At 34.9% G+C, this 11664-nt stretch carries 12 protein-coding genes; 11 read left to right on the top strand and 1 reads right to left on the bottom strand.

What is annotated here, in order from left to right; all coding sequences use genetic code 11:
* Nucleotides 1-143: 143 nt before the first annotated feature.
* From yknW to AC0L8O_RS13620, 9 genes are all read left to right on the top strand, one after another.
* Nucleotides 144-815 (top strand): YknW family membrane protein, encoded by a 672-nt coding sequence (yknW, locus tag AC0L8O_RS13660; RefSeq protein WP_473443014.1) that lies wholly within the window; start codon nt 144-146, stop codon nt 813-815.
* Nucleotides 815-1933, top strand: coding sequence for an efflux RND transporter periplasmic adaptor subunit (locus tag AC0L8O_RS13655; protein WP_473443012.1), 1119 nt, complete (start codon nt 815-817; stop codon nt 1931-1933). The genes yknW and AC0L8O_RS13655 overlap by 1 nt, the downstream gene beginning before the upstream one ends.
* The gene (locus AC0L8O_RS13650) at nt 1930-2613 is read left to right on the top strand and encodes an ABC transporter ATP-binding protein (RefSeq protein ID WP_473443010.1); all 684 of its coding nucleotides are present in this window, start codon (nt 1930-1932) and stop codon (nt 2611-2613) included. The genes AC0L8O_RS13655 and AC0L8O_RS13650 overlap by 4 nt, the downstream gene beginning before the upstream one ends.
* Nucleotides 2614-3807, top strand: coding sequence for an ABC transporter permease (locus tag AC0L8O_RS13645; protein ID WP_473443008.1), 1194 nt, complete (start codon nt 2614-2616; stop codon nt 3805-3807).
* 333 nt (nt 3808-4140) lie between these two features.
* Nucleotides 4141-5052, top strand: a complete 912-nt coding sequence (gene pfkB / locus AC0L8O_RS13640; protein ID WP_473443005.1) for a 1-phosphofructokinase — start codon at nt 4141-4143, stop codon at nt 5050-5052.
* Nucleotides 5053-5065: 13 nt separating this feature from the next.
* A complete protein-coding gene (locus AC0L8O_RS13635) occupies nt 5066-6925 on the top strand; it encodes a PTS fructose transporter subunit IIABC (protein ID WP_473443002.1) in 1860 nt (619 codons plus the stop codon).
* A 122-nt stretch (nt 6926-7047) separates the two neighbouring features.
* Nucleotides 7048-7473: an organic hydroperoxide resistance protein gene (locus tag AC0L8O_RS13630; protein ID WP_473443000.1), complete on the top strand. Its 426-nt coding sequence runs from the start codon at nt 7048-7050 to the stop codon at nt 7471-7473.
* Between the two features lie 174 nt (nt 7474-7647).
* Nucleotides 7648-8208, top strand: a complete 561-nt coding sequence (gene lepB / locus AC0L8O_RS13625) for a signal peptidase I (protein WP_473442997.1) — start codon at nt 7648-7650, stop codon at nt 8206-8208.
* Between the two features lie 117 nt (nt 8209-8325).
* Nucleotides 8326-9261, top strand: a complete 936-nt coding sequence (locus AC0L8O_RS13620; protein WP_473442995.1) for a DUF4349 domain-containing protein — start codon at nt 8326-8328, stop codon at nt 9259-9261.
* 7 nt (nt 9262-9268) lie between these two features.
* On the opposite strand, the gene AC0L8O_RS13615 is transcribed toward AC0L8O_RS13620, so the two are convergent.
* Nucleotides 9269-9529, bottom strand: a complete 261-nt coding sequence (locus AC0L8O_RS13615; RefSeq protein WP_473442993.1) for a hypothetical protein — start codon at nt 9527-9529, stop codon at nt 9269-9271.
* 159 nt (nt 9530-9688) lie between these two features.
* On the opposite strand from AC0L8O_RS13615, the gene AC0L8O_RS13610 reads away from it, so the two are divergent.
* Both AC0L8O_RS13610 and AC0L8O_RS13605 read left to right on the top strand, forming a co-directional pair.
* Nucleotides 9689-10660: an aminoglycoside phosphotransferase family protein gene (locus AC0L8O_RS13610; RefSeq protein ID WP_473442991.1), complete on the top strand. Its 972-nt coding sequence runs from the start codon at nt 9689-9691 to the stop codon at nt 10658-10660.
* Nucleotides 10661-10756: 96 nt separating this feature from the next.
* A complete protein-coding gene (locus AC0L8O_RS13605; protein ID WP_473442989.1) occupies nt 10757-11647 on the top strand; it encodes a lysostaphin resistance A-like protein in 891 nt (296 codons plus the stop codon).
* The last annotated feature ends 17 nt before the right edge of the window (nt 11648-11664 follow it).

Below are 11664 nucleotides of genomic sequence, written 5' to 3'. Positions count from 1 at the left end.
CCATTAAACTTGGCGATAAGCTATGTTTTTCTAATGAAAGATTAGTAGTTCAGAAATTTTTTACAAATAAACACCTTTTTTATGAAACTATTTCCAATCACCCTCGTATAAGTATATGAAAATATAATTTGGAGGGAAAAAAGATGGAACAAGAAACTATACAAACAAAGAAACCATCATTATTTGGAATGATTTTTCAACCGGGGGAACAGTTTGAAAGAATGCGTGAAAAACCGAAAATTTGGCTTCCTTTAATTATTCTTTCTATTTTAGGTGCACTTGTGGGTGTAATAGCCGCTTTAAATGTTGATTACGCAACAATGCCAGGCATGGAAGGAATGCCGGCTGATCAAATAGAAATTTCAAAAATGTTTGGGATTATCTTCGGGGGCATTGGAGCATTGTTCGGTACACCGATTGGATATTTAATTGTTGGTGGTATATTATTTGGAATCACGAAGATTGCTAAGTCACCGGTTACATTTAAACAAATGTTTTCATTAATCATTTTTACAAGTTTTATTTCAGCTATTGGGCAAATATTAAATCAGCTTATTATATTTGCTATTGGATCACATTCAATGGTTATGGTTACAAGTCTTAACAGTTTTGTGGGTGCTGAAGGTGTTTTGGGTGGTATTTTAGGTGCGATCGAGGTATTTCAAATCTGGTATTATATCTTACTTGGAATCGGTCTAGTGAAAGTAGCACAACTTTCTAAACCGGCAGCCTATACAATTACAATTATCTTCTTTGTATTAGGTCTTATCTTTGCTGCAGCTTCTGGAGCTTTAGAAGGGCTGGCTCAATTTTAATGAAGAAAAAGGTTTGGATTTCAATAGCTGTCGTGTCTTTGATCATACTATTAGTTGGAGTAAACATCTACAGGGCATCAAATCAGGAAGTCCTTTCAGTGGAGACGGAGACAGTAGAGGAGCGTGAGTTGACCGGGAGTGTTATGGTTCCCGGTACGCTCTCTTTAAGTCAAGAAAACTTTGTATATTATGTGCCTGAAAATGGTGAGGTAGCCGAGGTCCTTGTAAAAGAAGGTGATAAGGTAGCCGAGGATACCCCATTAATAAAATATGAAAACGAACAGTTACAATTAGAAAAAGAACAAAATGCTCTTTCCCTTGAATCCTCCTATTTACAAATTAATCGAATTAAAGATCAAATTGATGATTTAGATGATAAAGAAAAGGATTTAAAGGAACAAGTAGGAGAAGAGGAAGCTGAAAAACAAATTGATGCTGAACGTGATCAGCTTAAGACGGATTTAAAGGTCGCAGATCTTGATGCAAGGCAGATTCTGCTTCAAAAGGAAACGATTGAAAATAAGCTTGAAGATCTTGTCGTTAAAAGTGAAAGTGCTGGAACAGTTCTTACTATCAATGATGACGCGATAAAAGGGATTTCACAAGCTCCTATTTTACATATAGGTAATTCAGAAGACTTAATGGTGAAAGGGACAATATCGGAATATGATTCCTTGAAAATAAATGAAGGGCAAGCCGTTACTTTGCGTTCAGATGTTCTTACTGACAAGGAATGGAAGGGAAAAGTAGCAAAAGTTAGCTATTTACCTGTACAAAGTGAAACAGCGATATCAGGTGAAGAAACAGCTGTTCAATATTCTATTGAAGTTTCTATTGATGATAAAAATATTGAGGCTAAGCCCGGATTTAAGCTGATTATGGATATTGAAACAGAGAAACGCTCTGCAGTAGCTGTGCCTTTAGAGGCTGTAAAACAAGATGGCGAAAACTACTATGTATACACCCTCGAAGAAGGAAAAGCCGTTCATAATGAGGTCGAAATTGGAACAGCCAGTAATGAGTATATGGAAATCAAATCAGGTCTTAAATCAGGATCAAAAGTCATTCTTAATCCTTCAGAAGAAGTCCGGGATAACGTGGAAGTGAATGAAAAATGATTGAGCTAACGTCAATTACAAAAAGCTATAAAGTAGGTCAAGATACGTTAGACGTGTTAAAAAATATCAATCTTACGATTAATAATGGAGAGTTTGTTGCCATTATGGGTCCATCGGGTTCTGGAAAATCAACTTTAATGAATGTAATAGGTTGTCTGGATAATCCCACTTCAGGAACCTACCTTTTAGATGAAGAGGACATTTCAACATACAAGGATGAAATGCTTGCAAAAGTAAGAAACCTCTCGATCGGATTTGTTTTTCAACAATTTCAATTATTACCAAGGTTATCAGCCTTGAAAAATGTGGAACTTCCAATGGTTTATGCCGGGTACAAGAAGAAAGAGCGGGAGGATCGAGCAAAACAAGCTCTTGAAAAGGTGGGTTTAGGTGAAAGAATAAATCACCTGCCTAATGAATTATCTGGTGGACAAAAACAACGGGTTGCTATAGCCAGGTCAATTGTGAATGAACCGAAAATTATTTTGGCTGATGAACCCACCGGTGCTCTTGATAGCAAGACAAGTATAGCCATTATGGATCAATTCACACAATTGAACAAAGAAGGTACTACCGTCATCCTTGTTACTCATGAACAAGAGGTTGCAGATTATGCAAATCGAATTATTACAGTTAGAGATGGAATTATTCTCTCTGATGAAGAGCGGGGGAGAGTATAGATGAGTTTAATGGAAAATATTAAAATGGCATTAAGCTCAGTTCTCGCTCACAAATTACGTTCCATTTTAACTATGTTAGGTATCATTATTGGTGTAGCGTCAGTCATTCTTGTTGTCGCAATAGGACAGGGGGGCGAACAATTATTAAAAACTTCGATAACAGGACCCGGAAACACTATAGAAGTCTATTATGAACCGAGTGAAGAAGAATTGTTATCAAACCCTAATGCCTATATGAATGCAGCTTTCACCCAAGATGATGTAAATGCATTAAGTGAGATTCCTGAAGTGAAAAAAGTCGTTGCATCATCAACCGAATATTTCCAAACAAGTTTCCGTGAAGAAACAGCTGATACAAGTGTTTATGGTGTAAACCAAGCATATATGGAAGTGAATAATTTAAATGTTCAATCTGGCAGAAACCTATTAGAAAGTGAATATATAGGAGGAACCAGAGTAGGTGTTATTAGCCACGAGCTGAGCACAGAAATTTTCGACGATAAGTCTGCAATAGGTGAAGTAATTTGGGTTAAAGGTCAGCCAATTGAAATTGTTGGAGTATTAGAAAAACCTAGTGGATTATTTGCATTCGGAGCTATGGAAGTATATATTCCTTGGAATACTTTTCGTAATTCTTTTGGTAAAAATGAATATAACCAAGTAACATTACAAGCCAAGAATGCTGATGTGATGAAAGAAGTGGGAGAGAAGGCAACGACTCTATTAAATACCTCCCATAATACTGAAGAGTCATACAAAGTGTTTAATATGGAAGAAATGGCAGAAGGAATCGGACAAATTACAACGATAATGACGTTAATCATTGGCTCAATTGCTGGAATATCCCTTGTCGTTGGAGGGATTGGTGTTATGAATATTATGCTTGTTTCTGTTACAGAAAGAACGAAGGAAATTGGTATTCGAAAAGCACTGGGTGCCACAAAGCGGCAAATTCTAACCCAATTCCTAATTGAATCTGTTACCCTCACACTAATCGGAGGGGTTATAGGTATAATTTTAGGTGCTGTTGCAGCAAATATCGTATCCATTTTTGCTGGATGGCCACCTTTGATTTCGTGGGAAGTTGTTGTCGGTGGACTACTTTTCTCTATGATTATAGGAATTGTGTTTGGCATGCTCCCTGCAAATAAAGCAGCCCGATTAAGTCCAATAGAATCTTTACGATATGAATAAATTAAGAGAACCTCACAATCAGATTATTTCTATGTGAGGTTTTTTGTTATTCATTCGAAGGAATAAATACATGTTTAGATAGTGTTAATCGTATTAAAATTCTAAATTATGATTGTTTGTGATTGATAAAATGCTATATAGATATAAAAATGATAGTTTTTGATATTTTACGATTGATTTTGACTGAAAGTGAAAGTATAATAAGATGTAAGCAAGCGGTGAATTCGCTTACAAAAATTAGTTGCAATGAAATGTTACAAAATACTTGTAATGGATATTAGGGGAAAAGCTTTATCCATATATAAAAAATAAAGCAATAAAGGTAGTGAATTCATGATTTATACTATTACGCTAAATCCTTCGGTGGATTACATTGTTAAATTAGAACAATTCGAAATAGGCTCTTTGAACAGAATGACAGATGATTCTAAGTTTCCTGGAGGAAAGGGAATTAATGTATCAAGAGTTATGAAGCGACTAGGAGTAGAATCTAAGGCAATAGGTTTTTTAGGTGGCTTTACGGGTGTCTTTATTGAAGATTTTTTAACTGCTGAGAATATTAATCATCAATTTATAAAAGTATCTGGTGATACACGAATTAACATAAAATTAAAAACCGATGTTGAAACAGAAATCAATGGTTTAGGTCCAAGTGTGTCAGATGAGCAATTAGATCGGTTTTTACAACAATTTGAAGACATGGATCGCCATGATATCGTTTTATTAGCAGGAAGTATCCCTGGAACATTACCATCATCCATCTATAAGAGAATTATGGATATTTGCAAAGAAAAAGAGATAAAAGTGGTTGCAGATGTTTCAGGAAATGCATTGAAAGAAGTTGTATCCGGAAAACCTTACTTAATTAAACCTAACCATCATGAATTGGGCGAATTATTCGGTACAAGAATTGAATCGGTAGAAGAAGCACATGAATATGCGAAGAAGCTAGTTTCACAAGGAGTTCAACATGTTATTGTGTCATTAGCTGAAAAGGGCGCATTGCTTGTAACTGAAAAAAATAGTTTTGTTGCGAATGTTCCGAAGGGAAAAGTGTTGAATTCAGTTGGTGCAGGTGATTCTGTAGTTGGAGGATTTATTAGTGCGTATTCAACAAATCATCCAATTGAAGAAGCATTTAAGATTGGAGTCGCTTCAGGAAGTGCAACAGCTTTTTCAATTGAGTTATGTACAAAAGAGGAAATGGAAGAATTATTGCCTCAAATTGAAGTGAAGAAGGTATAGAGGGGGAAGAAAGATGAGAATAACAGAGATATTAACAAAGGATACAATTATATTAAATATCCAATCAACATCTAAAGGCGATGTTGTAACAGAATTAGTGGAAGTATTAAACCGTGCGGGCAAGCTATCTGATAAGGTTGCTTACGAACAGGCGGTTTTAGAACGGGAAAAGCAAAGTACAACTGGAATTGGTGATGGGATTGCAATTCCACATGCTAAAACAGCAGCTGTTAAAGAACCGTCTATTGTATTTGGACGATCAGTTGAAGGGGTAGATTATGAGTCATTAGATGGTCAGCCCAGCTATTTATTTTTTATGATAGCAGCTCCGGATGGTGCGAACAATACTCATTTAGAAGCATTATCGAAACTATCCAGTATTTTAATGAAACAAGAAGTAAGAGATCAATTAATGGCTGCAAAAACAATTGAAGATGTGTTGGCTACTATCGATAAATACGATGTTCAAGATGAGGACAAAGAGGTAGAAGGTACCAATAAAGGGAAAATCCTCGCAGTTACTGCTTGTCCAACAGGAATTGCCCATACGTATATGGCAGCAGACGCGTTAAAAGAAAAAGCAAAAGAGATGAATCTTTCTTTTAAGGTTGAAACGAATGGCTCTGGTGGAGCAAAAAATGTGTTAACAGCATCAGAAATTGAAGAAGCTACTGCCATTATTGTTGCGGCAGATAAGCAAGTTGAAATGGAACGCTTCAAAGGAAAGCATGTCATCATCGTCCCTGTAGCGGATGGAATTCGTAAAACAAAGGAATTACTAGATCGAGCTGTTAACCAAGATGCTCCTATTTATAAAGGAAATGGAGAAGGAAGAAAAGAAGAGGGAAGTAGTGAAAGAACTGGATTTTATAAACACTTAATGAATGGTGTTTCGAATATGCTTCCGTTCGTTGTTGGAGGCGGTATCTTAATCGCTCTTTCTTTCATATTTGGTATTCATGCTTCTGATCCGAACGATCCTTCACATAATGTTTTAGCAGAAGCGTTAAGTACGATTGGTGGCGGAAATGCTTTTGGTTTAATGATACCGGTATTAGCCGGATTTATCGCATTAAGTATTGCTGATCGCCCTGGTTTAGCACCTGGTATGGTTGGTGGGTTTATGGCAGCACAAGGTGGGGCTGGTTTCTTAGGAGGTTTAATTGCCGGTTTCTTAGCGGGTTATATTGTTGTTCTTTTGAAGAAACTACTTTCAGGTTTACCAGCATCATTAGAAGGAATTAAGCCTGTTCTGTTATATCCAGTTTTAAGTATCTTATCTGTCGGAATGATCATGTTCTTTGTGGTAAACAAACCAGTAAGCGCATTAAATGCTGGTATTAGTGATTTCTTAGGTGGATTAGGAACTGGTAACTTAGTATTACTTGGTTTATTATTAGGAGGAATGATGGCTATTGATATGGGTGGTCCTGTCAATAAAGCTGCTTTTACTTTTGGTATTGCGATGATTGACTCAGGAAATTTTGCTCCACATGCCGCAGTAATGGCTGGAGGAATGGTTCCACCGTTGGGAATCGCTTTAGCAACAACTTTATTTAAGAACAAATTTACAAAACGTGAACGTCAATCAGGTATTACATGTTATATAATGGGTGCATCCTTTATTACAGAAGGAGCAATACCGTTTGCGGCGGCCGATCCAGGTCGTGTCATTCCTTCAATTGTAACAGGCTCAGCTGTTGCTGGTGCATTAGCGATGTTTTTCGGAAATGGATTACGTGCTCCTCATGGTGGCGCATTTGTTATTCCATTGGTTGAGGGAAATCCATTTTTATATCTTCTAGCAATTGTGATTGGTGCTGTTATAACAGCTATTATGCTTGGGATTTTGAAAAAACCAGTGAAGGAATAATAAGAAAGCTGATTTGTCTCGGATAATTCGAAACAAATCAGCTTTTTTTGATTAGATATGTGTAAAATAGGGTGCATTCTAGTAATGGTCAAACTAAAGAAAATGGAAGGTGGAATATATTCATGTCAGAATCATTGTTTACATCAACTGCAAAAGCTGTTGGTGGTAGAGATGGAAGAGTAGAGTCTTCTGATGGGAAAATGAACTTGAAATTAGCTATGCCTGGTTCACCTCAGGCTAAAGAAAATCCTGATGCTACAAATCCTGAACAATTATTTGCAGCAGGATATTCTGCATGTTTTGATGGTGCCCTCCAATTAATGGCGAAAAGAGAAAAAGTTCATTTCGAATCTGAAGTAACAGCAAATGTATCTTTATTGAAAGATAATACAGATGATGGCTTTAAAATAGGGGTTACCTTACAAGTAAAAGGGACAGGCATTGAAAAAGCAAAGCTAAGGGAGCTGGTTGATAAAGCTCATAAATTTTGCCCTTATTCAAAAGCAACACGAGGAAATATTGATGTAGAGCTTGAAGTTGTTGAATAACCAAATAAAACCATATTAGAAGCAGGCCCTGGATACTGGTAGGGCTTGTTTTTTTATGTTTATATACTCTTTTAGGAGTATCATTCAATAAAAGATAAAGGATTTTTAAATATTTAACAAATGGGCATATAAAGAGGTATAATAAGAAGAGGATTGAATTTAGGAGGACTTTTCATGTCACAAACAGAAACTGAAACAACAAAATCTAAAATATGGGAATGGACTAAGGCCATCGTTTTAGCTGTGGGGCTCGCAATGATTATACGATTCTTTTTATTTGAGCCGTATCTTGTAGAAGGTTCATCAATGGACCCTACTTTACATGATGGTGATCGTCTATTTGTAAATAAAACATTAAAATTTATCGGTGAAATAAATAAGGGAGATATTGTTATTATTGATGGTGAAGAAGAAAATATTCGTTATGTAAAGCGAATAATTGGATTACCAGGTGATAAGGTTCGTGCAGAAGAAGGACAAGTATATGTGAATGATCAACTTATAGAGGAACCCTATTTATCAGAAAACCGTGAAGAAGCTGAGCAGTTGGGAATGATGCTAACAGGAGACTTTGAAGAGGTGGAGGTACCTGAAGGAAGTTATTTTGTGATGGGCGATAATCGTTTAAATAGCATGGATAGTCGAAATGGATTGGGTCTTATTGAATCAAGCCGGATACTCGGTAAGTCTGAATTCATTTTTTATCCATTTGATCATTTTCAAAAAACAGAGTAAAAACAAAGAGTCGATACTATAGGTGTCGGCTCTTTGTTTTTTTCCATTTTTGTAACATTTGATCTCTCTATACGTCTACTTCTAAGAGATTACAACCTATTAAGGAAGTGTTGTGTAATGAAAAGTTGGATGGTTATCATATGTTCATTTTTACTAGTAATTGTTATTGGCGGATGCAGCAATTCTTCTAGTGAAGAAAGTCAAGCAGATAAAGCTAATTATGCATCTGAAGGTGATACTGTTGAAGAAAAGGCAGTTGAAACAGAAAACAAGGCAGAGTTAAGGTCAGATCCTGTTGAACAAAAGGAATCGGATACTAAATCTCAGGTAACAAATATGAGTGATCGAATGGTCATTTATACAGCAAACCTTTCCATTCAAGTTAACAGCTATACTCAAGCTATATCCTTTATCCAAAAGGAACTACAAACAAATAACGGATATATCGTAAATACAAATTCTTATTCAGTAGAAGATGAATTAATGGAAGGGACTATTACGGTAAGAATTCCTCAAGAAAACTTCCAATCATTTTTAAAGACTGTTGAAAGCGAAAGTACAAAAGTAATTGATGAATCCATAAGTGGTCAAGATGTGTCAGAAGAATATGTAGATTTGGAATCAAGACTTAAATCAAAACAAGTAGTTGAAAAGCGTTTACTTGAATTTATGGAGAAAGCAGAAAAGACAGAGGATCTATTAAAAATATCAAATGATTTAGCTGCTGTTCAGGAAGAAATAGAACAAATAAAAGGTAGAAAGAATTATTTAGATAATCAGGTGAGTTTAGCAACCATAACAATTCATTTACAAGAGAGTAAGGTCAATGTTCCCGCTCTTGAAAATAATGACTTAAATACCTGGAATGAAACGAAAAAGCAATTCATGGAAACTCTAAATTTCGTCATTAGAGCCATATCTACAGTAATAGTATTTATCGTAGGTAGTATACCCGTCTTCATTGTGTTAGGTGGCATTCTCATTGTCGTTTGGTTCATTTTAAAAAGAAAGCGAAGACAGCAAGAAGAACCACCTGAAAATACAGGGAAATAGTTTTTCGTCAAGTTGCTAAAATTGTTAAAATTAGCATTGTAATAAATACACTTCCACTTATTAAAGCAACACTTACTAATAGTGAAAGTTTTTTATTTTCGATCTGGTAGTGTGGGAGAATCCGTTTCAATAACAATGTGATAATTATGTAAATAAAGATTACACCAATAATAAAGGCAATTCCATTTGATTGAAAGCCCAGAAATGCAAAATAAATCCCGGAAAAAAGTATAAGTAAACAATATTCAATAAGTGTATGTAGTTTCATGTTGTGGCTCCTCATATGATTAAGATAATCTATTTTACCATAGTTTATTTCTTTGATTAAGTAAATCGTATCTTTTGAGAATAATGTTCAATTTAAGGAGTGAAGGAATGTAGAGACGGATATAGAATATATAGTTAATTAAAAGTTATGGAGGAAGCGATGAGTTATTTACCAGATCACTTTATCAGGACTATAAAGTCAATTCATAAGCAAAAAGGAGATGAATGGCTAGAACATTTTGATAACTTAAAGCGTGACTGTGAATTAAAATGGGACTGTGACATTCTCCAACCATATGAATTATCTTATAATTTTGTTGCTCCTGCTGTAAAAAAAGATGGAAGTTTTATTGTTGTAAAATTTGTTGTGCCCCATGGAAAAGAATTTATACAAGAAGTTGAGGCGTTAACAAATTTACAGAGTAGCACGATAGTTAGATTACTAGATGTAGAGGTTGAAAAAGGGATAATGGTACTGGAACACATTTCGCCAGGAGAAAAGCTATATACTGTTAACAATGACGAAGATGCCACTTTCATTATGGCAAATGTTATGAAAAATTTGTGGACTGAAGCTCCTCTAAAAAGTTCAATACCAACTATTTTTCAAAGAGAAGAAGACTTTAAAAAGATTCGTTTAAATCATAAGGATGGAATTGGACCAATTACAGCTGATATGTTGATTGAAGCAGAACTAATTTTCTCAGAACTTACAAGTTCAATTGAAAAGTTATTTTTGCTACATGGTGACCTTCATCATCATAATGTTTTATTCTCAAATCAACATAAATGGATTGCTATCGATCCAAAAGGGCTAATTGGAGAAAGAGAATATGATGTAATTCAATTTCTCTTGAACAAAGTGCCTCCGGAGAATTATTTAGAGGTTTTGGAAAGGCGGATTGACATACTAGTTGACCATTTACTTTTAAAAAAAGATCGAATTATTTTATGGGGCTTTTGCCATTCCATCCTAAGTTTATATTGGGATATAGAGGACTTTGGTAAAGTAAATGAACATACATGGAGCATCGTTAAATCATTTGAATGTTTAATGAAAAAAGTAAACGGAGCTATTCACAGATTAACAATTTTATTGAATAGCTTCAAAGAACTCGGCAATTACAAATAAACTAGATATATATATTGTACAAAAATCTTTTATGATGTTAATTTATGTAAAACTAAGTTAATATTAGTAAGATAAAACATTCATAAAAGGAGATTGATGATGAGTCAAAATTTTATAAAGATTGAAGAAGGAAAAAATACTCATAAACGTTATATTAGTTCACTTCTTGTTATATTAGCTTTTATGGTTATTTTAGGTACTCTTGCATACATAGTTGCTTTAATCATTGGTGAAGTCATAAACCCTGGCCTTCTTGATATCGAAACAGGTTTAGTAACAGATCCGCTTGTAGATCTTTATTTATTGCATCTTCAGAGTATCTTATTGGTTGTTGGGTTATTTATTGCTGTTAAATTTATATTAAAAAGAAGATTTATTTCGATCATTACCCCAGCCGATAAACTTAATTGGGCAAAAATTGGGTATGGTTTTCTGGTTTTCCTTGTGATTCTGGGTGTTTTTTCTTTTATTGATTTTATCATTTTCCCTAGTGATTATCACTTGAATGAGTTTGATATGTCGAGGTTTCTATGGTTATTAGTAGCTGTTATTTTCCTTGTACCTATTCAAACAACTTCCGAGGAATTATTGTTTAGGGGCTTTTTACTGCAATGGGGTGGGAAATTTACACAAAATCCAATTCTATTAACTATTATTGTTGGTGGAATCTTTGGAAGTCTTCATTTCTTTAATCCGGAGATGGAATATGGAGCATTTTGGGTTGCGTTAGATTATCTTTCTATGGGCTTTATATGGACCTATATTTCTATCAAAACAAATAGTTCCGAATTTTCAATTGGTGCTCATGCAGCAAATAATATGTTTCTTTGTCTATTTTTAACAATGGAGGACACTGTATATGGTGATATTCCTTCCTTGTTTGTCACGACAAATGTAAATGCCATGATATCCACTTTAACAACAGTTGTGACCGGGATTATATTTTCCATTATTGTTTTTAGAAAAAATAAAAAAGCTGCATTCTAAAAAAGCGTGCAAACTAT

The organism is Metabacillus sp. KJ11-3, assembly GCF_055808295.1.
The sequence above is the reverse complement of the archived record's forward strand: the minus strand, read 5'-3'. Positions and strand labels throughout refer to the sequence as shown.

Bases quoted from the DNA above. Each gene is read 5' to 3' on its own strand.
- yknW (WP_473443014.1), top strand. From the start codon at position 144: ATGGAACAAGAAACTATACAAACAAAGAAACCATCATTATTTGGAATG.
- AC0L8O_RS13655 (WP_473443012.1), top strand. From the start codon at position 815: ATGAAGAAAAAGGTTTGGATTTCAATAGCTGTCGTGTCTTTGATCATA.
- AC0L8O_RS13650 (WP_473443010.1), top strand. From the start codon at position 1,930: ATGATTGAGCTAACGTCAATTACAAAAAGCTATAAAGTAGGTCAAGAT.
- AC0L8O_RS13645 (WP_473443008.1), top strand. From the start codon at position 2,614: ATGAGTTTAATGGAAAATATTAAAATGGCATTAAGCTCAGTTCTCGCT.
- pfkB (WP_473443005.1), top strand. From the start codon at position 4,141: ATGATTTATACTATTACGCTAAATCCTTCGGTGGATTACATTGTTAAA.
- AC0L8O_RS13635 (WP_473443002.1), top strand. From the start codon at position 5,066: ATGAGAATAACAGAGATATTAACAAAGGATACAATTATATTAAATATC.
- AC0L8O_RS13630 (WP_473443000.1), top strand. From the start codon at position 7,048: ATGTCAGAATCATTGTTTACATCAACTGCAAAAGCTGTTGGTGGTAGA.
- lepB (WP_473442997.1), top strand. From the start codon at position 7,648: ATGTCACAAACAGAAACTGAAACAACAAAATCTAAAATATGGGAATGG.
- AC0L8O_RS13620 (WP_473442995.1), top strand. From the start codon at position 8,326: ATGAAAAGTTGGATGGTTATCATATGTTCATTTTTACTAGTAATTGTT.
- AC0L8O_RS13615 (WP_473442993.1), bottom strand. From the start codon at position 9,529: ATGAAACTACATACACTTATTGAATATTGTTTACTTATACTTTTTTCC.
- AC0L8O_RS13610 (WP_473442991.1), top strand. From the start codon at position 9,689: ATGAGTTATTTACCAGATCACTTTATCAGGACTATAAAGTCAATTCAT.
- AC0L8O_RS13605 (WP_473442989.1), top strand. From the start codon at position 10,757: ATGATGAGTCAAAATTTTATAAAGATTGAAGAAGGAAAAAATACTCAT.